Origin of the sequence: Erythrobacter sp., assembly GCF_011765465.1 — a bacterium.
Taxonomy (GTDB): Bacteria; Pseudomonadota; Alphaproteobacteria; order Sphingomonadales; family Sphingomonadaceae; genus Erythrobacter.
In genome coordinates, this window is the sequence record NZ_CP050265.1 from 1,101,948 (window position 1) to 1,124,954 (window position 23,007).

Annotated in this window: 23 protein-coding genes; 12 read left to right on the top strand and 11 right to left on the bottom strand. The window is 65.2% G+C overall.

Features of this window, described 5'->3' with window-relative positions; translation table 11 throughout:
- The first annotated feature begins 85 nt into the window (after window positions 1-85).
- Complete coding sequence (locus G9473_RS05315) at window positions 86-316, top strand: DUF4170 domain-containing protein (protein ID WP_291136862.1); 231 nt, start codon at window positions 86-88, stop codon at window positions 314-316.
- 199 nt (window positions 317-515) lie between these two features.
- Here G9473_RS05315 and greA read toward each other — a convergent pair whose 3' ends face one another.
- From greA to carA, 6 genes are all read right to left on the bottom strand, one after another.
- Entirely contained in the window at window positions 516-992 is a 477-nt protein-coding gene (gene greA / locus G9473_RS05320; RefSeq protein ID WP_291136865.1) for a transcription elongation factor GreA, read from the bottom strand.
- A 139-nt stretch (window positions 993-1,131) separates the two neighbouring features.
- Window positions 1,132-4,467, bottom strand: coding sequence for a carbamoyl-phosphate synthase large subunit (gene carB / locus G9473_RS05325; protein WP_291136868.1), 3,336 nt, complete (start codon window positions 4,465-4,467; stop codon window positions 1,132-1,134).
- A complete protein-coding gene (locus tag G9473_RS05330; protein ID WP_291136871.1) occupies window positions 4,467-4,997 on the bottom strand; it encodes a hypothetical protein in 531 nt (176 codons plus the stop codon). Before G9473_RS05330 ends, carB begins: the two co-directional genes overlap by 1 nt.
- Window positions 4,994-5,521 (bottom strand): carbamoyl-phosphate synthase large subunit, encoded by a 528-nt coding sequence (locus G9473_RS05335; RefSeq protein ID WP_291136874.1) that lies wholly within the window; start codon window positions 5,519-5,521, stop codon window positions 4,994-4,996. Before G9473_RS05335 ends, G9473_RS05330 begins: the two co-directional genes overlap by 4 nt.
- Window positions 5,522-5,595: 74 nt before the next feature.
- On the bottom strand, window positions 5,596-6,342 hold the full coding sequence (locus tag G9473_RS05340; protein ID WP_291136877.1) for a hypothetical protein: 747 nt from the start codon (window positions 6,340-6,342) through the stop codon (window positions 5,596-5,598).
- On the bottom strand, window positions 6,339-7,529 hold the full coding sequence (gene carA, locus G9473_RS05345; protein ID WP_291136880.1) for a glutamine-hydrolyzing carbamoyl-phosphate synthase small subunit: 1,191 nt from the start codon (window positions 7,527-7,529) through the stop codon (window positions 6,339-6,341). The genes G9473_RS05340 and carA overlap by 4 nt, the downstream gene beginning before the upstream one ends.
- A 153-nt stretch (window positions 7,530-7,682) precedes the next feature.
- Here carA and G9473_RS05350 point away from each other — a divergent pair, with 153 nt between their 5' ends.
- The 4 genes from G9473_RS05350 to G9473_RS05365 all read left to right on the top strand — a co-directional run bounded on the left by G9473_RS05350 (window position 7,683) and on the right by G9473_RS05365 (window position 13,012).
- Window positions 7,683-8,135 (top strand): GatB/YqeY domain-containing protein, encoded by a 453-nt coding sequence (locus G9473_RS05350; RefSeq protein ID WP_291136883.1) that lies wholly within the window; start codon window positions 7,683-7,685, stop codon window positions 8,133-8,135.
- Window positions 8,136-8,202: 67 nt separating this feature from the next.
- Entirely contained in the window at window positions 8,203-10,158 is a 1,956-nt protein-coding gene (dnaG, locus tag G9473_RS05355; protein ID WP_291136886.1) for a DNA primase, read from the top strand.
- Between the two features lie 9 nt (window positions 10,159-10,167).
- Window positions 10,168-12,207, top strand: a complete 2,040-nt coding sequence (gene rpoD, locus G9473_RS05360) for an RNA polymerase sigma factor RpoD (RefSeq protein WP_291136889.1) — start codon at window positions 10,168-10,170, stop codon at window positions 12,205-12,207.
- Between the two features lie 49 nt (window positions 12,208-12,256).
- Window positions 12,257-13,012 (top strand): FkbM family methyltransferase, encoded by a 756-nt coding sequence (locus G9473_RS05365; protein ID WP_291136892.1) that lies wholly within the window; start codon window positions 12,257-12,259, stop codon window positions 13,010-13,012.
- Window positions 13,013-13,064: 52 nt separating this feature from the next.
- Here G9473_RS05365 and G9473_RS05370 read toward each other — a convergent pair whose 3' ends face one another.
- Entirely contained in the window at window positions 13,065-13,508 is a 444-nt protein-coding gene (locus G9473_RS05370) for an isoprenylcysteine carboxylmethyltransferase family protein (protein ID WP_291136895.1), read from the bottom strand.
- Window positions 13,509-13,520: 12 nt separating this feature from the next.
- Window positions 13,521-14,213: a hypothetical protein gene (locus tag G9473_RS05375; protein ID WP_291136898.1), complete on the bottom strand. Its 693-nt coding sequence runs from the start codon at window positions 14,211-14,213 to the stop codon at window positions 13,521-13,523.
- 175 nt (window positions 14,214-14,388) lie between these two features.
- On the opposite strand from G9473_RS05375, the gene G9473_RS05380 reads away from it, so the two are divergent.
- The 7 genes from G9473_RS05380 (at window position 14,389) to G9473_RS05410 (ending at window position 19,393) form a co-directional block, all read left to right on the top strand.
- Window positions 14,389-14,868, top strand: coding sequence for an RpiB/LacA/LacB family sugar-phosphate isomerase (locus tag G9473_RS05380; RefSeq protein WP_291136901.1), 480 nt, complete (start codon window positions 14,389-14,391; stop codon window positions 14,866-14,868).
- A 46-nt stretch (window positions 14,869-14,914) separates the two neighbouring features.
- Entirely contained in the window at window positions 14,915-16,231 is a 1,317-nt protein-coding gene (gene glyA / locus G9473_RS05385) for a serine hydroxymethyltransferase (RefSeq protein WP_291136904.1), read from the top strand.
- A gap of 34 nt (window positions 16,232-16,265) precedes the next feature.
- Window positions 16,266-16,742, top strand: coding sequence for a transcriptional regulator NrdR (gene nrdR / locus G9473_RS05390; RefSeq protein ID WP_291136906.1), 477 nt, complete (start codon window positions 16,266-16,268; stop codon window positions 16,740-16,742).
- Window positions 16,743-16,748: 6 nt separating this feature from the next.
- On the top strand, window positions 16,749-17,495 hold the full coding sequence (locus G9473_RS05395; protein ID WP_291136908.1) for an RNA methyltransferase: 747 nt from the start codon (window positions 16,749-16,751) through the stop codon (window positions 17,493-17,495).
- A gap of 95 nt (window positions 17,496-17,590) precedes the next feature.
- Entirely contained in the window at window positions 17,591-17,854 is a 264-nt protein-coding gene (locus G9473_RS05400; protein ID WP_291136911.1) for a hypothetical protein, read from the top strand.
- A gap of 178 nt (window positions 17,855-18,032) precedes the next feature.
- Window positions 18,033-18,647, top strand: a complete 615-nt coding sequence (gene rpsD, locus G9473_RS05405) for a 30S ribosomal protein S4 (protein ID WP_291136914.1) — start codon at window positions 18,033-18,035, stop codon at window positions 18,645-18,647.
- Window positions 18,648-18,751: 104 nt separating this feature from the next.
- Window positions 18,752-19,393 (top strand): NAD(P)H-dependent oxidoreductase, encoded by a 642-nt coding sequence (locus G9473_RS05410; protein ID WP_291136917.1) that lies wholly within the window; start codon window positions 18,752-18,754, stop codon window positions 19,391-19,393.
- On the opposite strand, the gene G9473_RS05415 is transcribed toward G9473_RS05410, so the two are convergent.
- The 3 genes from G9473_RS05415 to tgt are packed head-to-tail and all read right to left on the bottom strand — an operon-like array spanning window position 19,383 to window position 22,958.
- Complete coding sequence (locus G9473_RS05415; RefSeq protein WP_291136920.1) at window positions 19,383-19,697, bottom strand: chorismate mutase; 315 nt, start codon at window positions 19,695-19,697, stop codon at window positions 19,383-19,385. The genes G9473_RS05410 and G9473_RS05415 overlap by 11 nt on opposite strands.
- 40 nt (window positions 19,698-19,737) lie before the next feature.
- Window positions 19,738-21,771: a S9 family peptidase gene (locus tag G9473_RS05420; RefSeq protein ID WP_291136922.1), complete on the bottom strand. Its 2,034-nt coding sequence runs from the start codon at window positions 21,769-21,771 to the stop codon at window positions 19,738-19,740.
- Window positions 21,772-21,830: 59 nt separating this feature from the next.
- Window positions 21,831-22,958 carry a tRNA guanosine(34) transglycosylase Tgt gene (gene tgt, locus G9473_RS05425; protein WP_291138241.1) on the bottom strand — a complete coding sequence of 376 codons (1,128 nt, stop codon included), beginning with the start codon at window positions 22,956-22,958 and terminating at the stop codon, window positions 21,831-21,833.
- Window positions 22,959-23,007 lie beyond the last annotated feature (49 nt).

Here is a 23,007-nt window from a genome sequence, read left to right on the forward strand (position 1 = left end):
CGATTAAGGGCTGCGGGGATTCCTCCCCACAGCCCTTTTTCGTGCGCGACCAGCGCAAGGGCTAGCCAAGCAAGGACCACCAGCCATGGAAGAAACCACCCCCAGCCAGCGCCTCCACCTCGTCATGGGCGGCCGCGTCAAGGATCCGCGCGGGTACGAATTCCAGGACCCCGAAAGCCTCCACGTCGTCGGCGTGTTCAGCTCCTACGAAGCCGCCGTCGAAGCCTGGCGCGCTCAGGCGCAGCGCACGGTCGACGATGCCGAGATGAAATATGTCGTGGTCCACATCCACAAGCTGCTGACACCCGAAGAGTGAACCGCACCCGGCAGCGCGCATATCCAACCGGGTCCGCGCGCAAGTTGATCTAATTCATTCGGGGAGCGGATTGAGCGAATTGCGATTCCTACTTGTCCTACACGGCGTCCAAGCGAAAACGCCGGCGGGGCCTCGGCCCTGCCGGCGCGTATGATCCGTCAGCAAATGCACCTATAATCAGGCGCTTGCCGCGTAATGCTCAGATGAATTCGATCTTCTCGACGAGATAGAACTTGTCTCCCGAAGGGACCGTCACCTCGATCTCGTCGCCGACCTGCTTGCCGATCAGCGCGCGCGCCATCGGCGAGGAGTAGGAGATCCGCCCCTTGGCCGCATCCGCCTCGGTCTGGCCGACGATCTGATATTTGACGGGCTTGTCGTCCTCGTCGAGCAGGGTCACGGTCGCACCGAAGATGATCTTGTCGCCCGACAGTGTCCTGGGATCGATGATCTGGGCGCGGCTGACCTTGTCCTCGATCTCGGCGATCTGCGCCTCGACCTGGCCCTGACGTTCCTTCGCGGCGTGATATTCGGCGTTTTCCGACAGGTCGCCGTGCGCGCGTGCTTCCTCGATCGCGTCGACGATCTTCGGGCGTTCCTCGCGCAGGGCCTTGAGATCGGCGGTCAGCCGCTCATACCCTTCCACCAGCATCGGAACCTTTTCCATCGTTGCCATGTCCGTCCTTTATCCTCCAAAGCCTTGCGCTTCCGAACTGTTATCGCGGCCGAAAGGTCCGGCCAATTGTCACTTCGGTATCGCGCCCCCTCTTCAAGGCAAGGGGACCGGTGCGAACCCGAAATGTCGGAAGGGAAGGTTACGTGGTCGGCCCACCATAGTAGTCCTGCAGGGAGCGGACTTCAAGCTGGTGCGGCTTTACCGCGCGAATCGCCGCCGCTGCGGCGCGCGATGCGGCCGCCGTGGTGTAATAGGGCACCTTCTTTTCCAGCGCGCTCGCCCGGATCGATTTCGAATCCAATAACGACTGCCAGCCTTCGGTGGTGTTGAAGATGAGCGCGATCTCGCCGTCGATGATCTTGTCGACGATATGCGGCTGGCCTTCGGCGACCTTGTTGACCCGTTCGACGTCAAGCCCCTGTTCGGCAAGATAGCCCTGCGTGCCGGAAGTCGCGAGAATGCGGAAACCTTCGCCGATAAGCGTGCGGACCGCCTCGACGATCCCGGCCTTGTCCGAATTCTTGACCGAGACGAACAGCGTGCCCTCGCGCGGGAGCGCCATGCCGACGCCCATCTGCGATTTGAGGAAAGCGGCCTCGAAGTCGCGATCAATGCCCATGACCTCGCCGGTCGATTTCATCTCGGGCGTGAGGACGGGGTCCGCGCCGGGGAAACGGCTGAAGGGGAAGACCGCCTCCTTCACCGCCATGTAGGGCAGGTCGCGCCGGAAAGGCTCGAAATCGGCGAGCTTCTCGCCCGCCATGACCCGCGCCGCGATCTTGGCGACGGGCTGGCCGATCGCCTTGGCGACGAAGGGGACGGTGCGGCTGGCGCGCGGGTTGACCTCGATCAGGTAGACTTCCCCGTCCTTGACCGCGAACTGGACATTCATCAGGCCGACGACATTCAATGCACGGGCAAGCGCATCGGCCTGGCGCTCCATTTCCGCGATGACCTCAGGCGGCAGCGAATAGGGCGGCAGGGTGCAGGCGGAATCGCCCGAATGGACGCCCGCCTCCTCGATATGCTGCATCACGCCCGCGACGCGCACTTCCGTCCCGTCGCACAGGGCGTCGACATCGACCTCGATCGCGTCGCGCAGGTACTGGTCCACGAGCACCGGACTGTCGCCGGAGACGGTCACGGCATTGGCGATGTAGTCGTCGAGCTGGGCTTCGCTATCGACGATCTCCATCGCCCGTCCGCCCAGCACGAAACTTGGCCGCAGCAGCACCGGATAGCCGATCCGCGCGGCCACAGCCGCCGCCTCGTCGCGGGTGTAGGCGATACCGTTGTCGGGCTGTTTCAGCTTCAGCTTGTTGACCAGCTTGGCAAAGCGTTCGCGGTCCTCGGCGTGGTCGATCGCGTCGGGGCTTGTCCCGAGGATCGGGATGCCCGCATCCTCCAGCGCCTGCGCCAGCTTGAGCGGCGTCTGCCCCCCGAACTGGACGATCACGCCGACCAGCTCGCCCTTGCTCTGTTCGACCCGCAGGATTTCGAGCACGTCCTCGGCCGTAAGCGGCTCGAAATAAAGCCGGTCGGAGGTGTCGTAATCGGTCGAGACGGTTTCGGGATTGCAATTGACCATGATCGTCTCGAAGCCCGCTTCGGCCAGCGCGAAACAGGCGTGGACGCAGCAATAGTCGAATTCGATCCCCTGCCCGATCCGGTTCGGGCCGCCGCCGAGGATGACGATCTTGCGCCTGTCGCTCGGGTCCGCCTCGCACTCGGCCTCGCCGAAGCTGGGCGCTTCGTAGGTCGAATACATATAGGGCGTGATCGCCTCGAATTCGGCGGCGCAGGAATCGATCCGCTTGAACACCGGGAATACGCCGAGCTTGGCGCGCAGGGCACGGACCTCGCTTTCATCGGTCGCCCCCGCCATCGCCTGCAGCGCGGTGTGGAGCAGGCCCGACGACTTCGCCTTGGTCTCGGCAAGCCCGCCCGCGACCCCGACCGAACGCACCGCGAGCGTCGCCAATCGCCGGTCGGAAAAGCCCATCGCCTTCAATCGCCTCAGCCCTTCGGCATCGCGCGGAAGGCCGTCTGTCTGCACCTCGCGCTCGGCCTCGATGATGGCCTCGATCTGGCGCAGGAACCACGGGTCGTAGAAAGTGACCGCGCCGATTTCCTCGACCGACAGCCCCTCGCGAAAGGCTTGTGCCACTTTCAGGATGCGCTCGGGCGTGCGCTTCGACAGGGCCGCGGTGATGACGTCCTTCGCCGCCCCTTCGAGTTCGGGCACGCGGTTGAACCCGTCGAGCCCGGTCTCGAGCCCCCGCAGCGCCTTCTGCATCGACTCGGCGAAATTGCGCCCGATCGCCATGACTTCGCCGACGGACTTCATCGCGGTCGACAGCGTGGCTTCCGCCCCCTTGAACTTCTCGAAGGCGAAGCGCGGGATCTTGGTCACGACATAGTCGATGGTCGGCTCGAAACTGGCAGGCGTCGCGCCGGTGATTTCGTTGGTGATTTCATCGAGCGTGTATCCCACGGCCAGCTTCGCCGCGACGCGGGCGATGGGAAAGCCGGTTGCCTTGGACGCCAGCGCCGACGAACGCGAGACGCGCGGGTTCATCTCGATCACGATCAGGCGGCCGTCCTTGGGATTGACCGCGAACTGGACGTTTGAGCCGCCCGTCTCGACCCCGATCTCGCGCAGCACGGCGATGCTGGCCGAGCGCATGATCTGGTATTCCTTGTCGGTGAGGGTCAGCGCCGGGGCGACGGTGATGCTATCGCCCGTATGCACGCCCATCGGATCGACGTTCTCGATCGCGCAGATGATGATCGCGTTGTCCTTGCGGTCGCGCACCACCTCCATCTCGTATTCCTTCCAACCGAGGAGCGATTCCTCGATCAGGACCTCGGTGGTGGGCGAAGCGTCGAGCCCCTCGCGCACGATGCGCTCGAATTCCTGCGTGTTGTAGGCGATCCCGCCGCCCGTCCCGCCCAGGGTGAAGCTGGGTCGGATGATCGCAGGGAGCCCCGTGCGTTCCAGAACCTCGCGCGCTTCGTCGAGCGTGTTGGCGACGCCCGAGCGCGCGCTTTCGAGGCCGATCGCGTCCATCGCCTCGCGGAAACGCTGGCGGTTCTCCGCCTTGTCGATGGCGTCGGCGCGCGCGCCGATCATCTCGACCCCGTGCTCTGCCAGCACGCCCATCTCGTCCAGTTTCAGCGCGCAATTGAGCGCGGTCTGCCCGCCCATCGTCGGCAGCAGCGCGTCGGGCTTTTCCTTGGCGATGATCTTGGCGACGATTTCGGGCGTGATCGGCTCGATATAGGTCGCATCGGCGAACTCGGGATCGGTCATGATCGTCGCCGGGTTGGAGTTCACCAGGATGACCCGGTAGCCTTCCTCCTTCAGCGCCTTGATCGCCTGCGTGCCCGAATAGTCGAACTCGCACGCCTGCCCGATGATGATGGGGCCCGCGCCGATGACGAGGATGGAGGAGATGTCGGTGCGTTTGGGCATCAGTCTTGCGTCTCTTGTTCGGGTTCGCCGTCGGCGGAGTGGTCTGGTTCGGCTGCGGAGGCGGCCACCTGCACGTCGATCAAGCGCATATCGGCCTTCTGGCGGGCGCAGCCGCTTGCGATCATCCCGGCGACCGGCTGGCGCTCGCCCCGCACGCGGTAGAGTGCCGGATCGCGGCCGAGGAAGAAGGCGCCTTTTTCGTCCACCTCGCGGGCCATGAATTCCTCGACCGCGGTGTCGGTCATGTTGGTTTCGGACATGGTGCGCGCGCCCGCGGTCTCATCCCCGCCCTCGCCCACCAGCGCCTGCACCTCTTCGAGCCCCAGCTTGGTGATGTCGTAGGTGTAGGTCGGCACGCCCGTCTCGCGCTCGTAGAGCCGGAAGTCCGACCCCGGGCCGAGCGCCTTGGCGACGCGCGCGGCGCAGTCCTCGGCGCTTTCGGTGCCGAGGCGCTCGTCCTCGGGCCAGAGCAGCGAACAGCCCCCGAGCACCGGCAAGGCGGCGAGGATGGCCAAGTGGGCGCGGATCATCCTGTCGCTCCGTTCGGTTCGAAGCCGTAGGTCAGCTTGGTGTAGCGATAGACGTAAGGCAGCGCGTCGATCTTCGTGATGCCCTTGCCGTGGACGAATGTGCAGTTGCGGCGGATGTCGATCATCCGCGCCCCGTCGCGCACGAGGATGTAGGAGAGGACATAGTGCTGGTGCGGCGCGTTGCGGCGGCCGACGACGTCGAGGCGGCGGGTATGCTCGCCGATGTCGCGCAGCACGTCCTCGTCGATGAAGCCCTGGCGCTCGCGCGCCCCGGCGGTGGCGGCGTGCTTCGCGTCCGGGTCGAAGGCGGCTTCGTCATAGGGCTGCTCGGCAGCGACGACCTTGCAGTCCATCCGGCCTGCGATGGGCTCGTCGGTTTCCTCGCGGAAGAGGATCGGGCGCCAGAAGGACAGGACCGGAAGCCCGCTTTCGCCCGCTTCGAGCGTGAGCGACCCGTCGCCCTGAAACGCCACGCCGGGCGCGATCTCCGCGCCGGGCCACTCGGCGAGCGGCGGCGGCGTCATCGCGGGGGATTGGGCGGCGAGCGCACCACCTGAAATGCAGAACGAGAGTGCAGAGAAGGCTGCCCCGAGCTTAATCAAAACCCAAATTCCTTCAAAACAAGCGCGAGAAGATTTCCAGCAACGGCCCCAATCGCATGATCCTTGTATTTCTCAATCAGCATTTGCAGACCAACAACGAGCGTCAGTTGCAAACTTTGGATCGAAAATACTCCCGCACGAATTAACTCCCGTCCAGCCTTCAGTCGGCCAATGGCCAGTTCTCGCAGGCCATCTTGTCCATTGATAGAATTCTCTTGTTCGAGAAGTTCGACAATCTCCTCGATCGGCTCCTCAATGATTTTCTGCTGGTTGTGGCTGACACGCACTACACGATCGGAAGCGGGGACTTCACGATCAAGCGGTTCATTGATTTCATCATCATTGAAGCCGCGCTCTATTATTTTCGCAATGGCTCGACGGAGAGCCTCCGGACCAGACCCTCCGAGATTATTTATCCTTTTGGAAGCGCTGTTTTGCTCGAGAATTTTTGCGACGGCGCCGTTCTTCGCTGCAGGGCTGAGACGATACCAGGTTCCTGAAAGTTCATCCCCCTCAACTTTAAATCCGCCCCGAGACACCAATTCCTGAAAAAGTTCATCAAAATAACTAAGGTAAGGCTGCGAATCTTCCTTAAAATCAAGAGTATCAAATGCGTTTATAATACTATTCCGTCGAATATGATCCAAATCCTCTTCGGGAACCCACCCTTCGCCCACAAGCTGGTCGAATTGAGAGCTTCGGATGTAATTGCAGAGGAGAAGTTGGATATAGTCCTCTCTCACCCCAGCCCCCCGACGAACTTCTCGAACAGGTAGAAGCTGTCCTGCGGCCCCGGACTTGCCTCAGGGTGATACTGCACCCCGAACGCCCGCTTGCCCTTGATCGCGATGCCGCAATTGGTCCCGTCGAACAGGGAGACGTGGGTCTGCTCGACCTCGGGCGGCAGCGTCGCCGCGTCGACCGCGAAGCCGTGGTTCATGCTGGTGATCTCGACGAGGCCCGACGTCTCGCCCCAGCCCCCACCCTCTTCGAACGCCACGCGCTGCACCGGATGGTTCGCGCCGCGGTGGCCCTGGTGCATCTTCACCGTCTTGGCCCCCGCCGCGATCGCGAGCATCTGGTGGCCGAGGCAGATGCCGAAGATCGGCACGTCCGCTTCGAGCAATTGCCGGATCACCGGCACGGCATATTCCCCCGTCGCCGCCGGGTCGCCCGGGCCGTTCGACAGGAACACGCCGTCAGGGGCGAGCTCCATGATTTCCTCGAACGTCGCCTTGGCGGGCACGACCGTGACCTTCGCCCCGGCGCGCACGAGGTTGCGGAAAATATTGTCCTTCGACCCGTAATCGACCGCGACCACGTGCGGCTTTTCCGACGTCGCCTCGCCATAGCCGAAGCCGAGCCGCCAGTGCCCGCCGGTCCATTCCTCGCGCTTTTCGCGGGAGACGCGGCTGGCCAGGTCCATGCCTTCCAGCCCCGCCCATTCGCGGGCGCGCCCGACCAGAGCGGGAATGTCGAACTTGCCGTCCGGATCATGCGCGATCACCGCGTTCGGCGCCCCGGTCATGCGGATGCGGCGGGTCAGCGCGCGGGTGTCGACGCCGGAAAGCCCGATCTTGCCGGCGGCTTCCATCCATTCGGTGAAGCGTTCGAGGCTGCGGAAATTCGACGGCTCGGTCACGTCCTCGCGCACGACGCAGCCGACCGCGCTCTCGACGCGGCTTTCGACGTCCTCGGGATTGGCACCGACATTGCCGATATGCGGAAAGGTGAAGGTGACGATCTGCGCAGCGTAGGAGGGATCGGTCATCACCTCCTGGTATCCCGTCATCGCGGTGTTGAAGCAGACCTCGCCTACCGCGCTTCCCTCGGCACCGAAACCGCGCCCCCAGATGACCGTGCCATCGGCCAGAACGATACATCCCGTCGCCCCTTTGGGTTGCGCAGGCGAAGAGGCGGAAAGGGCCATGAGGCGCTCCGTTCGAGAGGGTTGACCGACAATGCGTGCTAAGTCCCATGCGCTAGGGCCACGCGCGCACGCCGTCAAGCTAGGCGCGGCGCTTCCAATGCGATAGGCCCGACCCCATATTCATCTCATCCACAGATACGAGCGACATCGAACATGATCAGGGACGACATCAAGACCGCCACCGTGCAGGCGATGAAGGGCGGCGACAAGGACCGCACCGCGACGCTCCGCCAGATCGCCGCCAAGATCAAGGACCGCGACATCGAGATGCGGACCAGCGAGAAGCAGGTGGACGACGACGAACTCGTCACCGGCGTGCTGCAGAAGATGGCGAAGCAGCGGCGCGAATCGATCGAGATGTACGAGAGCGGCGGGCGCACCGAACTCGCTGAGAAGGAAAAAGCGGAGCTCGCCGTGATCGAGGAATTCCTGCCGCAGATGATGAGCGAGGAGGAGGTCAAGGCGGCGATTCAAACGATCAAGGCGGAAACCGGAGCCTCCGGCATGAAGGACATGGGCGCGGTCATGGGCGAGCTCAAGAAGCGCCACGGCGCGGTGCTCGACGGCAAGATGGCGAGCGGCCTGGTCAAACAATCGCTGAGCTGAGACTTTCCGCACAGGCAGTTGCGCTCGCGCGCTTGATCGCGGGCGTGAACCCGCGCACTCTTTCGGCATGACCATCACCCCGCAATGGAAGGACGAGCTGCGGGCGCGGATCACTCTTTCGAGCGTGATCCAGCGCACCACCAAGCTCACCAAGGCGGGGCGCGAGTGGAAGGCGTGCTGTCCCTTCCATTCGGAGAATACGCCGAGCTTCACCGTCAGCGACGACAAGGGCTTCTACCACTGCTTCGGCTGCGGGGCGCATGGCGACGTCATCAGCTGGATGATCGAGCAGCGCGGGCTGTCCTTCATGGACGCGATCAAGGAACTCGCCGCCGAGGCCGGGATGGAGGTTCCCGCGCCCGACCCGGTCGCGGCGAAGAAAGCCGAGCAGCGCGCAAGCCTCGTCGATGTGACCACCGCGGCGCAGGACTGGTTCGTGGCCCAGCTTTCGAGTGACGAGGGCCGCGCGGCGCTGGACTACCTCAAGGGGCGCGGGTTTTCGGGCGCTACCTTGCGCGAATTCGGCTTCGGCTATGCGCCCGAGGACAAGCAGGCGCTCGCCCGCGCGCTGTCGCGCTTCGACGAGGCGATGCTGGTCGAGACCGGTATGCGGATCAAGACCGATGACGGGTCCACCTACGACCGCTTCCGGGGCCGGGTCATGTTGCCGATCCATGATGCGCGCGGCCGGGTAATCGCTTTCGGCGGGCGCATTCTAAACAAGCGGGACGGGGTCGCCAAGTATCTCAACAGCCCCGACACGCCGCTCTTCGACAAGGGACGCACGCTCTACAACCTCCATCGCGCCGCGCCGGCCTCGCGCCAGTCGGGCCGGGTGATCGTGGTCGAGGGCTACATGGACGTGGTCGCGCTGGCACAGGCGGGCTTTGCCGACGCGGTCGCCCCGCTCGGCACGGCGCTGACCGAGACGCAACTCGAAATGCTCTGGCGCATGGTCGAGCGGCCCGTGCTGTGCTTCGACGGCGATGCGGCCGGGCACAAGGCGGCGATGCGGGCGATCGGGCGCGCCCTGCCGCTGCTGCGCCCGGCGCGCACGCTCGGCATCGTGCGGCTGCCCGCAGGGCTCGACCCGGACGACCTTATCAGGGAGAAAGGCGCCGGGGCGATGGAGGCGCTGCTCGCCGAGCCTGCCAGCCTGCTCGACACGCTGTGGGAGTACGAGCGCGATGCCGCCCCGCTTTCCACGCCCGAGGCCAAGGCAGGACTGAAGGCGCGGCTGATGGAGCACGTCGAAACAATCGCCGACAGCGACATCCGCGCGCTCTACCGACGCGAGCTGCTCGACCGCTTTTCCGCGTATGCCTATCCGCCGCGCAGCGCTCGCCGGCAGGGCCGCGGGGTCCAGCGGGGCGGCTGGCAGGGCGCGCGGCCCGTCATCGCCCCGCTTTCGCCGGGCGCGCGCGAGGCGCTCGGGAAGCTTGCCGCAGGGGGCGCGCGCAGCGCCTTGCTCGATGCGGTGCTGGCCGGATTCCTGCGCCATCCGCAGTGCATCGCGCCCCATGTCGAAGCGCTGTCGCGGCTCGCTCGGCATGACCCGAAAGCCGCACCCGCAATCGAATCGCTCATCGAACTGTCCGAAACGCTTGATTCGCGCGCCCCAAACGCCATATCCCCACCGCAAGGCATTCCCGCCCCGCCGGTCGACAATCGCTACGCCTTCCTCAGAGAAGGGACCACACCGGACGAAGCGCGCGAGGAACTGGCCGAAGCTGTCGCGTTGCTGGTCGAAAGACCGGCGCTGGAGGCCGCACTGGCGGCCACGATCGCCCGTTTCGACAGCGACCCGGAAGGGTCGTTCGCCGAACAGGCGCGCCTGCGCGAACAGCTCACGACAGTCGATGAACGCCTGAAAGCCTTCGGGCGCAGGAAAGCCGCTCCGGCGGCAGACAGGGACACCCCCGGATCGGCAGGCGCTTCGGCAGGCGCTCCGGCAGGGGGATCGGACGAAACGGCTCCGGCGGCAGGGGATCACCCGAATTCCGCCACGGGCGAAATGGATTGACAGAACCGCATGGCTTCCTCCGCGAAAACCCCCGAAACCGATGACGCCCCGCTGATCGACCTCAACGAGGCGTCGGTGAAGAAGCTCATCAGCAAGGCGAAGAAAAAGGGCTACGTCACCTATGACGAGCTCAACGAGGCGCTGCCTTCGGGCGAGATGAGCCCCGACCAGATCGAGGACATCCAGACCGCGCTTTCCGAGATGGGGGTCCAGATCGTCGAAAACGACGAGGAGGCCGAAGCCGAGGCCGAGGCCGAGGCCGAAGTCGAGGAAATGACCGTCGGCGAGGACGACGACGAGGACGCCGACGCCAAGAAGGCCAAGAAGGACACCAAGACCGCCGCCAAGAAGACCACCGGCGGCGAACGCACCGACGACCCGGTGCGGATGTACCTGCGCGAAATGGGCGCGGTCGAACTCCTCAGCCGCGAGGGCGAAATTGCCATCGCCAAGCGGATCGAGGCGGGGCGCGACATGATGATCATGGGCCTGTGCGAAAGCCCGATCACCTTCCATGCGATCATCCAGTGGTCCGAAGCGCTCAACAACGAGGATATGCAGCTGCGCGAGATCCTCGATCTCGACGCGATGCTGTCGAAGGAGCCGCCGGCCGACAAGATGGCCGAGGATGCCGACGACGATGACGACGGCGAAATCTCCGAGGAAACCGCCGGCCCCACGATCCGCGACGACGACGAAGACGACAGCGAAGACGAAAGCAGCGAGGACGAGGACGGCGAAGGCGGCTCGTCCAAGCGCGAGGACGATGACGAGGAGGACAACACCCTCTCCCTCGCCCAGATGGAAGCCGCGCTGAAGCCGGAAGCGATCGAACGCTTCGCCCGCATCACCAAGTTGTTCAAGGACTTCGAGAAGCTCCAGGCCGAACGGGTCGAAACGCTCGCCGCGGGCGGCGATTTCCCCAAGGCCAAGGAGAAGAAGTACGAGGAACTGGGCGAACAGCTCACTGCGGAAGTGGAATCCATGCAGTTCCACGCGACCAAGATCGAATTCCTGGTCGACAACCTCTACGCCTTCAACCGCCGCCTGACCGCGCTGGGCGGCCAGATGCTGCGCCTTGCCGAGCGTCACAAGATCAAGCGGATCGATTTCCTCAACGGCTATGTCGGCAACGAACTCGACGACGGCTGGATCAAGGAACGCGCGAAGAAGGACAAGAAGTGGGCGGCCTTCCTCGAGAAAGAGGCCGACGCGATCGAGCGCATCCGCAGCGAGATCACCGACATCGCCGCGCAGACCGGCATGGCGCTCCCCGAATTCCGGCGCATCGTCAACATGGTGCAGAAGGGCGAGCGCGAGGCGCGCATCGCCAAGAAGGAAATGGTCGAGGCGAACCTGCGCCTCGTCATCTCCATCGCCAAAAAATACACCAACCGCGGCCTGCAATTCCTCGACCTGATCCAGGAAGGGAACATCGGGTTGATGAAGGCGGTCGACAAGTTCGAATACCGCCGCGGCTACAAGTTCTCGACTTACGCGACGTGGTGGATCCGGCAGGCGATCACCCGCTCGATCGCCGACCAGGCGCGCACGATCCGCATTCCGGTCCACATGATCGAGACGATCAACAAGCTGGTGCGCACGAGCCGCCAGTTCCTCCACGAGGAAGGCCGCGAGCCGACGCCGGAGGAAATGGCCGCGCGGCTTTCCATGCCGCTCGAAAAGGTGCGCAAGGTGATGAAGATCGCCAAGGAGCCGATCAGCCTCGAAACGCCGATCGGTGACGAGGAGGATTCGCACCTCGGCGATTTCATCGAGGACAAGAACGCGGTCATCCCGGTGGACGCCGCGATCCAGGCGAACCTCAAGGAAACCGTCACGCGCGTCCTCGCCAGCCTCACCCCGCGCGAGGAGCGCGTGCTGCGGATGCGCTTCGGCATCGGGATGAACACCGACCACACGCTCGAGGAAGTCGGCCAGCAGTTCTCGGTGACGCGCGAACGCATCCGCCAGATCGAGGCGAAGGCGCTGAGAAAGCTCAAGCACCCGAGCCGCAGCCGCAAGATGCGCTCATTTCTGGACCAGTAACCTGCACGGCCAGGCTGGAGGAGGGCAAATGCCGCGCTTGAAAGACGCCATGAAACGCCAGTTACCCGATGTTCAGACATATGCTCCGTGGCTGATCGATGCGAAATTCGCGTTCTACAATGCGGGCACGCGCTATGCCGGGCTGTTCGTGGATCCGGAATTCAAGCTGCTTTCGCGTCTCCCGGCCGCAGGACTTGCGCTCGACATCGGTGGCAATCGCGGACAAAGCATCCTGGCGCTGAAACGCCATGCACGGCCCCGACGCATCGTCACTTTCGAGCCGAACCCGGTCCTCGTGCGCGGTCTGGAAGAGAGATTCGGCACACTCGAATCGGTCACGATCAAGCCCGTTGGCCTCGGCGAGAAGCCGGATCGGCTGGACTTGTATGTGCCGTCCTATCGCAATTTCACCTACGATGGGCTCGCCTCGCTCAATGAGACGGCGGCGCTCGCTTTACTCAACGACCGCATGATCGCGCGCTATGACGAACGCCATGTCTCCCTTACCCGCTGCAGGGTCGAGGTGCGCACGCTGGACAGCTTCGAATTCGAACCGGACATCATCAAGATGGACGTGCAAGGTCTCGAGGATGCCGTGCTGGCAGGCGGGCTCGAAACGGTGCGGCGATGCCGACCGGTCATGATCATCGAAGCGCCCAGCGCCCGCTTTACCGAGATGGCCGCCAGCGCAGGCCTTTCGCCGTATCGATATGACGGCCACCGGCTTGTGCGGGGCAGCACGGGTGCGAAGAATATCGTCTACCTGTCCGAGGCCCATCTCGAAGCGCTGGGCGAGGCGTTATAGTCGGGCCGATCCCGGATAGGACACGCTCAGGGTTTTCGCCCGCTAAAGCGCCTTACACCCAGCGGCGGACATTCGCCTTGTAGTCGCGGTATTCCTCACCGAAGCGCGCCTCCAGCGCGCGTTCTTCGGGGATGATATGGAAGCGCGTCATCCACCAGATAAACAGCGCGATCACCGCAAGGTGGCCCCACGCGAAACCCCACGCCGCGACCGCGCCCAGCAGCAGCGCCATGCCGACATACATGGGATTGCGCGAAACGCGGTAGAGCCCGCCGGTCACGAGGCGCTCGGCGCGTTCCGGGTGCACCGGGTCCACGGTCGTCTTCTCACGCGAAAACCGGACGGCGGGGGCGAAGAGGAAGGCGAGCGACCCGGTCGCCAGCACTGCGGTCAGCCACGACAACTCAACCGCGGGCGCGGGCGCGATCCGGCCTATCCCCGCCATCAGCGCGATGGCGAGCGCGACCTGCACGACCGGGCGAATGCGAAGTTCCATGGCCCTCGCCTCTCAATAGCGCCGGTTCTTGTCGTCGTCGTAGCTGCGCGGAAACAGGCCGTATTTGAGCCGATAGTCCTCCGACACCTCGACCTTCGGCCCCGCAGACAGGGACGAAAGCCGGCGCAGCGCCTTGCGCGCTTGGTCCGGCGGGATCGGCGACCATTCGATGGTATTCCTTGCCGTCAGACCCCAGTCGCCCGCATCGGTCAGCGCGCCCTCGCGCACCTCGAACACCGGCGCGTCTTCGCCATAGCCGCGCGAGGGAAAGCTCACCGTCTCGCCTATCCCGAGCACCTTCACGTCGACAAGGCAGCGTTCGTCGGGCGCGGGCACCTTTTCGCAGCGCACCCCGTGTCCGGCGAGCCGCCAGCGTCCGGCGGGAAGCTGGTAGGCGCGCACCTTGTATTTCGTCGTCCTGTTGCCGAAGGCGAGCGCAGGCTGGCTGCGGGTGAAGCGGACGAGGTCGGCCGGGTTGTCCTTACTTCCGCCTTCCCGCACGAACCACACGCTGAGCTCGTCGAGCAGGTAGAGCTCACTCCTGATCGAGATGATGATCGCTCCCGTGCCCTCCTTCAGCGCACCGGCCCTGCTTATTTCGTCGGGTTCGCGCCCTTTCTGTGCCCAAAGCGGTGCGGGCGCGAGCATCGCCAATGCGGCGAAGGCAAGCGCGAAAAGGACGAGCTTAGCGGGGCGGTTTCGCATGGGATTGACCGGAACGGGGAGAGGTGCGGGCGGCGAACTAAGTGCACTTTCTGCAAACCGGCGCAACCCCTCCCCGCAACCGCTGCAAGACCGTTCCGATTAATCCGCGCCGGACGGGGTGAAAAAGCCGCGCGCGGGGTGGAGTGTTGGCGCGAGTGTCTCTATGTAAGCGCCCATGCGCATCGCCATTGCTTCCGACCACGCCGCGACCGACCTCAAGGCCCAGCTTGCCGAGTGGTTGATCGACGAAGGCCACGAAGTCGCCGATCTCGGCCCCGACAGGGGTGAGAGCGTCGACTATCCCGATTACGGCTACAAGCTGGCCGAGGTCGTCGCCGAGGGCACGGTCGATTACGGCATCGCGCTGTGCGGTTCGGGCATCGGCATTGCGATGAGCTGCAACCGCCACCCGCAGGTGCGCTGCGCCAATGTGTCGGAACCGCTTTCCGCCGCGCTTGCGCGGGACCATAATGATGCGAACGTTATCGCGCTGGGCGCGCGGCTGATCGGGATCGAAATGGCGAAGAGCTGCATTGCGACCTTCCTCGCGACCGAATTCGCCGATGCCGACGAGCCCGAAGGCCGCCACCGCCGCCGCGTGGCGAAGCTCGGCATTCCACCCTTCGCGCAGGACCGCATCGAAACCCACCAGTAACGCCGCCCCGAGACTGGCGTACCTCAAGCCCCCCAAGGAGGCCCATATGAGCACCGCTCCCGCTGAAATCGTCGACACGCCCGACATGGACGCGTTCTGGAACGACGATCTCGCCACCGCCGACCCGGAAATCGCCGCGGCGATCGCCAAGGAACTGGGTCGCCAGCGCGACAAGATAGAGCTCATCGCGTCGGAAAACATCGCGAGCCGCGCCGTACTCGAAGCGACGGGCAGCGTCTTCACCAACAAGTATGCCGAGGGCTATCCGGGCAAGCGTTACTATGGCGGCTGCGACTATGCCGACGTGGTCGAAACCCTGGCGATCGAGCGCGCGAAGGAACTCTTCGGGTGCAATTTCGCCAATGTTCAGCCCAATTCCGGCTCGCAGATGAACCAGGCGGTGTTCCTCGCCCTGCTCCAGCCCGGCGACACTTTCATGGGGCTCGATCTCAATTCGGGCGGCCACCTCACCCACGGCTCGCCCGTCAACATGAGCGGCAAGTGGTTCAATCCCGTCAGCTACGGCGTGCGCGAGGGCGATGAACTGATCGACATGGACGAGGTCGCCGCCATCGCGCGCGAACATAGCCCCAAGCTCATTATCTGCGGCGGCACGGCCTATTCGCGGACCTGGGACTTCGCCGCCTTCCGCCGAATCGCGGACGAAGTGGGCGCGATCCTGCTGTGCGATATGAGCCACATCTCCGGCCTTGTGGCAGGGGGCGCGCATCCCTCGCCCTTCCCGCATTGCGACATCGTTACCTCGACCACCCACAAGAGCCTGCGCGGTCCGCGTTCGGGCATCATCCTGTGGAATGACGAGAAATACACCAAACCGCTCAACATGGCGGTGTTTCCCGGCCTGCAGGGCGGCCCGCTGATGCACGTCGTCGCGGCCAAGGCGGTCGCTTTGCGCGAGGCTTTGCAGCCTGAATTCAAAGCCTATGCGCACCGCATCGTGGAAAACGCCCGCGCGCTCGCGGCGAGCCTCGAAGAAAACGGCCTGCGCATCGTCTCGGGCGGGACGGACAACCATTCGATGCTGGTCGACCTGTCGGCCAAGGACGTGACCGGCAAGGACGCGGAAAAGGGCCTCGACCGCGCGTGGCTCACCTGCAACAAGAACGGCATCCCGTTCGACACGCGCTCGCCCTTCGTGACCTCCGGCATCCGGCTCGGCACCCCCGCCGGCACGACCCGCGGCTTCGGCCCGGCCGAATTCCGCACCGTGGGCGCCCTGATCGCCGAGGTCGTCGACGGCCTCGCCAAGAACGGCCCCGAAGGCGATGCACAGGTCGAGGAGAGCGTGCGCTCGCGCGTGAGCGAATTGTGCAAGACCTTCCCGGTCTATCCCGGAATGTGACGCCTGCGGGCACGCCTGAGAACGACACGAGAAAATGCGCTGCCCCTTCTGCGCCCATGAAGACACGCAGGTGAAGGATTCGCGGCCCGCCGAGGACGGGACCGCAATCCGCCGCCGACGCCAATGCGCCCAGTGCGGCGCGCGCTTCACCACTTTCGAGCGCGTCCAGCTGCGCGATGTCACCATCGTCAAGGCCGGGACCGACGGCGGGCCGCAAAGGCGCGAACCCTTCGACCGGGCAAAGCTCGAACGCTCGGTCGCGCTTGCCTGCCGCAAGCGGGGAATAGAACAGGAACAGATCGATCAGCTGGTAAGCGGCATCCAGCGCCAGGTCGAAACCGCGGGCGATGCCGAAGTGCCCTCCTCGAAGATCGGCGAACTGGTGATGGATGGCCTGAGGCAGATCGATTCCGTCGCCTACATCCGCTTCGCCAGCGTCTACCGCGATTTCTCCGAGGCGCGCGATTTCGAGGAATTCGCCAGCACGGTGCAGGAAGCGGCGAAGGAATAGGCGGGCATGAGCGAAGTCAACCGGCCGGTCATGGTGCTGGTCCGTCCGCAGCTGGGCGAGAATATCGGCAAGGCGGCGCGCGCCATGCTCAATTTCGGGCTGACCGAACTGCGCCTTGTCGCCCCGCGCGACGGCTGGCCGAACCCTTCGGCAGGCCCGGCGGCGGCGGGGGCAGACGTGGTTCTCGATCGCGCGAAGGTCTACGACACCACCGCCGAGGCGGTCGCCGACTGCGCCCATGTCTATGCCACGACGGTCAGGAAACGCGGCGTGACCAAGCCGGTGGTCGGCGCGGACGGGGCGGCTCGGCTGATCCACGGGCAGGAAGGCCGCCATGCCGTCCTGTTCGGCCCCGAACGATCGGGCCTCGAAACGGAAGATGTCGCGCTCGCACGGCACATCCTCACCGTCCCGATCAATCCGGAATTCGGTTCATTGAACCTCGCGCAGGCGGTGATTCTCGTCGCCTATGAATGGTCGAGGATCGGGCGCGAGCTGGGCGCGGGCGAGGAGACGCTGGTGCAGCCCACCGCGGAGGATGCTCTCCCCCCCGCCCCACAGGACGAACTCGACGGCCTCATCGCGCATTTCGAGCGTTTGCTGGAGCCCAGAGGCTATTTCCTCCCCGAAACCCGCGCCGAGGCCACCCGCCGGACCCTGCGCACCGTGCTGACCAAGCCGGGCTGGAACCATCTCGAGGTGCGCACCCTGCGCGGCATATTGAGCACGCTCGAACGCGAACCGAGGCAATAGCGCAGCGAAGGGCCGGAACGGCGTGGACACGGGCCGGGCCTGCCGTTACACGCGGAGCCTCGCCCACACTTCGTCGCAACTCACGGAAAATCCTTATGAACCTCGCCCCCGCCCGCTTCGCGGCGTTCGCCGCCTGCGCTCTTATTGCAGCGCCCGCTGTTTCCGCCGCCGATCCGCAGGAGGAGAAGGTCGAGGCCGAAACCGCGGGAGAGCAGGACGAGGCCGCATCCGATGCCAAGACCGAGGCCAAGGAAGACAAGCGCATCTGCCGCCGTATCAGGACCGATATGTCGAGTCGCCGCAAGACCCGGGTGTGCCTGACCGCGGAGGAATGGCGCGAGCTCAACCAGCGCCGCTGACGCACGCGCGCGCTTCTCGCTTGACCGCGGGGCCTTTCCCCTCTAACTGCGCGCCTTCGCAAATGGGCCCCGCACCCCGGTGAAGCGGTGGCCGCGTCGTGGATTTCGCCTCGACGGTGCGATGCCGGGTTGGATGGCGGCCATTGGGGTCGCTCAGCATATTTGAAGGAAACGACTCATGTCGAAGCGCAAGAGCGCCAAGTACAAGCTCGACCGCCGGATGGGCGAAAACATCTGGGGTCGCCCGAATTCTCCCGTCAACAAGCGTTCCTACGGCCCCGGTCAGCACGGCCAGCGCCGCAAGGGCAAGATGAGCGACTTCGGCCTGCAGCTGCGCGCCAAGCAGAAGCTCAAGGGCTATTACGGCGACGTCACCGAAAAGCAGTTCCACTCGACCTACAAGGCTGCCGCCCGGATGAAGGGCGACACCGGCCAGAACCTCATCGGCCTGCTCGAGCGCCGTCTCGACATGATCGTCTACCGCGCCAAGTTCGCCCCGACGATCTTCGCCGCGCGCCAGATCGTCAACCACGGCCACATCTACGTCAATGGCGTGAAGTGCAACATCCCCTCGCGCCGCGTCGACGTGGGCGATGTCATCAGCCTGGGCAGCAAGGCCAAGGAAATGGCGCTGGTGATCGAGGCGCAGAGCCTGCCCGAACGCGACATTCCCGACTACGTCGCGCCCGACGGCACCGACAAGGTGACCTTCACCCGCGTGCCCAAGCTCGACGAGGTGCCCTATCCGGTCACCATGGAACCGAACCTCGTGGTCGAGTTCTATTCGCGCTGATGTTGCGTCGACTGTGACGAGAAACGGGGCGGTCCTTTCAGGGCCGCCCTTTTCTTTTGCGCGCCCTTTTGCGATCACTCCGCGCGAAGGGGGATCGCCAACCGATGAACGTCCTGCTGATCGACGGCCACCCGGATGAGGGTCGCCTCACGACCCATCTGCTCGACATCTACGCACGTGCCCTGCCCGCCGGCTGCGAGATAACGCGCATGGCCGTGCGCGACCTCGCGTTCTCGCCGGTGCTGCGCCACGGCTACCGCCAGCGCACCGAGTGGGAGCCCGACCTCGCCCGGCTCGCCGAAGCGCTCGACGCCTGCGATCATCTCGTGGTCGCCTTCCCGATGTGGTGGGGGAGCGAACCGGCGGAGCTGAAGGGCCTCGTCGACCGCCTGTTCCTGCCCGGATTCACCTTCGCCTATCACGACGACGACCCGTGGTGGGACAAGCTGATGGCGGGCCGCAGCGCCGATGTCATCGCCACGATGGACACCCCGCCCTTCGTGCTGCGCTGGTATTACGGCAATCCGCTGGTGCGCCGCTGGAAGGGGCAGGTGCTCGGCTTCTGCGGCTTTGCCCCGGTGCGCTTCCTCGCGCTCGGTCCGTGCGATGAAAAGCAGGCCGCAAAACGGCTCGCCGGGTGGGAAAAGCGGATCGCGAAGCTCGCCGGGTCGATCCGCCAGAAGAAGCCGGAGGAGAAGAAAGCGCGGCTTCCCGATTTCCTCGAGCGCGAAAAGGTCAGTTCCTGATCCGGTCCCACTCGACGAATTCGTAAGCGATCGAGCCTTCGACGAGCCGTTCCCACAGGTCCGCGATCACGTCCGCCGGAAGCCCGCGCGTCTCGGCGTCCTTGACCGCTGCGGCAATGACATGAGCCTTGCGCGCCTCGTCGCGCACGGCGCCGCGCTCCTGCTTGATCCGCGCGGCGGCGCGCATATAGCCGAAGCGGCGGTCGAGCAGCGCCATCAGTTCGCGGTCGGTCGCATCGACGCCGACGCGCACCTCGATCATGGTTTCGCAGTCCTCGGGCGGCTTGGCTGGCACGTCTGTCATGGCGTGGGCCTTGGCCCGAAGCGGCGCGTTTGTCGAGAGGCTAGCGGGCGAAGGCGTCGTCGAGGAAGCGGGCGATCCCGGCCAGCATCTCGGCGCGGGCCTTGCTGTCGTCGAGGCTGTGCTCGAGATCCTCGAACTCGGTGTAGGAAACCGGCTTGCCCACGTCCTTGAGCGCGTCGGCCATGGCCCGCGAATGGCGCACCGAGACATTCACGTCGAGCGTGCCGTGGAACAGCGCGACCGGGGACTTGAAACGATCCGCGTGGCGCTGCGGGCTGCCCGCAGCGATGTGCGGGCCGGTGCCGAGCTGCTCGTCGCGCGCGCGAAAGCCGGTGTAGCGCCGCGCCTCGTCGCGCAGGAATTCAAGGTCGGTGACAGGCGCGATCGCAACCACAGCCTTGTAGAGGTCGGGATCGACCACCTGCGATTGCAGCGCGGCATAACCGCCGTAGGACCAGCCCACGATGGCGAGCCGTTCGGGGTCGGCAATGCCCTGGGAGACCATCCAGCGCCCCGCGTCGTTGACGTCGCCTATCGCCACGTCCCACGCTTGGTAGCCGTTGCGCCCGAACCACGCCTCGCCATAGCCCGCCGAGCCGCGGTAATTGGGCTGGAGGACGGCATAGCCGAGGGCGGTGAAGAATTGCACCAGCCAGTCAAAGCCCCAGTAATCGCGCGCCGCCGGGCCGCCATGAGGCAGGACGATAGCGGGCAGGCCCTTGCCGTCCGAACCCGGCGGCAGGGTGAGGTAGCCCGGTATCTCGGTCCCGTCGGCGGCGGGGAAGGTCACGGGCCGCATTGGCCCCATCGGCACGCCGACGAGGAATTCGCGCAAGGCGAGAAGTTCCTCGAGCTGGCGGCTGCCCTTGTCGTAGAGATAGATCGTGCCCGGGTCGGTGTCGGAGGAAGCGATGACGAGCAGGCGGCTCTCGTCCGCGCTCGCGCCCGCAATGTCGATCAGCGGCTGGTTCGGCAACGCCTTGGCGAGCGCGGCGGCGAACTTCGCCAGTTCCTCGTCGAAATATTCGACGTCGCGCTTCTCGGTCGCATAGCTCACACCCACGACCCGGCGCTGGCGGCCGATGCGGATGAGACCGTCGACATCCGCGTCGTCGCGCGCGGCGAGAATGCGCGCCTCGGGCACGCCTGTGAGCGGTATTTCGATCAGCGCGCGGTAGCCGTTGATCGTCACATAGGCGAACAGGACATCGCGCTGCCCATCCACCGCGACCGGCGAAAAACCGGGAACCGAGGCCCCGCCGAGCGTCACGCCGTCAAGCTTCTCCCAGCTCTCCTCGCCCTTCCGGCGGACCATGTGGACCCGATCGCCCGTGGCATAGCCGCGCCCGTCGAACAGGGCGCGGGTCTTGAACCGGACCGCGCCGTTCTCGTCGGCGAGGTAGGACACCGCGCCGTCGTCGGGCTGTTCTTCCACCTTGCGCTTGCCGCTTTCGATGTCGATCCGGTCGACCCCGAGCCCCTCGCGGTCGTTGGCGAGGCGGGTGTTGATGCTCGTCTCCTTGATCCACTCGCGCGTCATCAGGATCTGACCCGGCTCGCCCTCCACGTCGAGCGCGACGATATTGCCCCCGTCCTGGTTGAAGCCCAGCGCGCGCCAGTCCTGCCGCTCGGTCAGCTGGTCGGCATCAGAGCCGTCGTCGTCGATCGCGAACATCCGGGTGAAGGGCAAAAGCAGGCCGTCCCCGGTCTTCGCCATGCCGTATATCTGGCACACAATGCGTGCCTCGGTCGCCCATTCGCAGCGCGCCAGGTCGGCGATGATCTCGGTGTTGCCGGCGATGGTCTGGATGCCTTCGTCACTGTCGAGGTCGTAGACCCGCAGCACCTCGGTGTGATTGGGCCCGGGCGCGATCCAGGCGAGCTTCCGGCCAGAAGGGGACAGGCTGATGTCGAGGACCGAGGCGCGAATACCGAAGCGTTCGGCGGTCTTTTCGAGCTCGCCCTTCGCGCCCGCTTCGGCGGTCTGTACGCCCTGCGCGGTTGCGGGAACGGCGAGCGCGCAGAGCGCCGCGCCGGCGAGAAGGCCGGAGAAGCCTTTGACCATAGATTTCATGTGTTTGCCCCCGTTTGCGACTTGGGGCGAACATATCGGGCGAGGCGGACAAGTAAAGCCTAGGTCTTGCAGTAATCCCGCCGGAAGTCGCTTGCGAAGGCGGCGAAGCGCCCCTCCCCGATCGCTACGCGCATCGCCTGCATCAGCTGCTGGTAGAAGGCGAGGTTGTGCTCGGTCACCAATACCGCGCCCAATATCTCGCCCGATTTGTGGAGATGGTGGAGATAGGCACGGCTATAGGTCGCGCAGGTCGGGCAGGTGCAGCGTTCATCGAGCGGCCCGGTGTCCTCGGCATGGCGAGCATTGCGCAGGTTGAGCGGCCCCTCCCACGTGAAGGCTTGCCCGTTACGGCCCGAGCGGGTCGGCAGCACGCAGTCGAACATATCGATGCCCCGCTCGACCGCACCGACGAGGTCGTCTGGCTTGCCCACGCCCATGAGGTAGCGCGGGGCGTTTTCGGGAAGCTGGCCGGGCGCATAGTCGAGCACGCCGAACATCGCCTTCTGCCCCTCGCCCACGGCGAGACCGCCGACCGCGTATCCGTCGAAGCCGATGTCGATGAGCTTCTCGGCCGAGACGCGGCGCAGATGTTCGTCGAGGGCGCCCTGCTGGATGCCGAACAGCGCAGCGCGGCTAGCGTGTTCCTCGCCCGCGTCGAAGCCCTGGCGGCTCCTCTTCGCCCAGCGCATCGACATTTCCATGCTCGCCGCGATCTCGTCCCGCGGGCGGTCGGCGCGCGGGCATTCGTCGAAGGCCATGACGATGTCGGAGCCCAGCAGGCGCTGGATTTCCATGCTGCGTTCCGGGGTGAGCATATGCTTCGACCCGTCGAGGTGGCTGCGGAATTCGACGCCTTCCTCGGTCAGCTTGCGCAGGTCCGACAGGCTCATCACCTGGTAGCCGCCGCTGTCCGTGAGGATCGGGCGCTGCCAGTTCATGAATTTGTGCAGCCCCCCAAGTCGCGCGACTCGCTCCGCGCCGGGGCGCAGCATCAGGTGGTAGGTGTTGCCGAGAATGATGTCGGCCCCGGTCGCGCGCACCGCCTCGGGCTTCATCGCCTTGACCGTCGCGGCCGTGCCCACGGGCATGAAGGCGGGCGTGCGGATTTCGCCGCGCAGCATGGCAATCGTGCCGGTGCGGGCCTTGCCGTCTGTCGCGTGGAGGGTGAAGGAAAAGCGCGGGGACATCATGCACAGCCGCTAGCGTCCTGCGCCTTTGCTGTCACCAAGCGAAAGG

Coding starts and splice junctions, on each gene's coding strand:
- G9473_RS05315 (WP_291136862.1), top strand. CDS start 86: ATGGAAGAAACCACCCCCAGCCAGCGCCTCCACCTCGTCATGGGCGGC.
- greA (WP_291136865.1), bottom strand. CDS start 992: ATGGCAACGATGGAAAAGGTTCCGATGCTGGTGGAAGGGTATGAGCGG.
- carB (WP_291136868.1), bottom strand. CDS start 4,467: ATGCCCAAACGCACCGACATCTCCTCCATCCTCGTCATCGGCGCGGGC.
- G9473_RS05330 (WP_291136871.1), bottom strand. CDS start 4,997: ATGATCCGCGCCCACTTGGCCATCCTCGCCGCCTTGCCGGTGCTCGGG.
- G9473_RS05335 (WP_291136874.1), bottom strand. CDS start 5,521: ATGACGCCGCCGCCGCTCGCCGAGTGGCCCGGCGCGGAGATCGCGCCC.
- carA (WP_291136880.1), bottom strand. CDS start 7,529: ATGGCCCTTTCCGCCTCTTCGCCTGCGCAACCCAAAGGGGCGACGGGA.
- G9473_RS05350 (WP_291136883.1), top strand. CDS start 7,683: ATGATCAGGGACGACATCAAGACCGCCACCGTGCAGGCGATGAAGGGC.
- dnaG (WP_291136886.1), top strand. CDS start 8,203: ATGACCATCACCCCGCAATGGAAGGACGAGCTGCGGGCGCGGATCACT.
- rpoD (WP_291136889.1), top strand. CDS start 10,168: ATGGCTTCCTCCGCGAAAACCCCCGAAACCGATGACGCCCCGCTGATC.
- G9473_RS05365 (WP_291136892.1), top strand. CDS start 12,257: ATGAAACGCCAGTTACCCGATGTTCAGACATATGCTCCGTGGCTGATC.
- G9473_RS05370 (WP_291136895.1), bottom strand. CDS start 13,508: ATGGAACTTCGCATTCGCCCGGTCGTGCAGGTCGCGCTCGCCATCGCG.
- G9473_RS05375 (WP_291136898.1), bottom strand. CDS start 14,213: ATGCGAAACCGCCCCGCTAAGCTCGTCCTTTTCGCGCTTGCCTTCGCC.
- G9473_RS05380 (WP_291136901.1), top strand. CDS start 14,389: ATGCGCATCGCCATTGCTTCCGACCACGCCGCGACCGACCTCAAGGCC.
- glyA (WP_291136904.1), top strand. CDS start 14,915: ATGAGCACCGCTCCCGCTGAAATCGTCGACACGCCCGACATGGACGCG.
- nrdR (WP_291136906.1), top strand. CDS start 16,266: ATGCGCTGCCCCTTCTGCGCCCATGAAGACACGCAGGTGAAGGATTCG.
- G9473_RS05395 (WP_291136908.1), top strand. CDS start 16,749: ATGAGCGAAGTCAACCGGCCGGTCATGGTGCTGGTCCGTCCGCAGCTG.
- G9473_RS05400 (WP_291136911.1), top strand. CDS start 17,591: ATGAACCTCGCCCCCGCCCGCTTCGCGGCGTTCGCCGCCTGCGCTCTT.
- rpsD (WP_291136914.1), top strand. CDS start 18,033: ATGTCGAAGCGCAAGAGCGCCAAGTACAAGCTCGACCGCCGGATGGGC.
- G9473_RS05410 (WP_291136917.1), top strand. CDS start 18,752: ATGAACGTCCTGCTGATCGACGGCCACCCGGATGAGGGTCGCCTCACG.
- G9473_RS05415 (WP_291136920.1), bottom strand. CDS start 19,697: ATGACAGACGTGCCAGCCAAGCCGCCCGAGGACTGCGAAACCATGATC.
- G9473_RS05420 (WP_291136922.1), bottom strand. CDS start 21,771: ATGAAATCTATGGTCAAAGGCTTCTCCGGCCTTCTCGCCGGCGCGGCG.
- tgt (WP_291138241.1), bottom strand. CDS start 22,958: ATGTCCCCGCGCTTTTCCTTCACCCTCCACGCGACAGACGGCAAGGCC.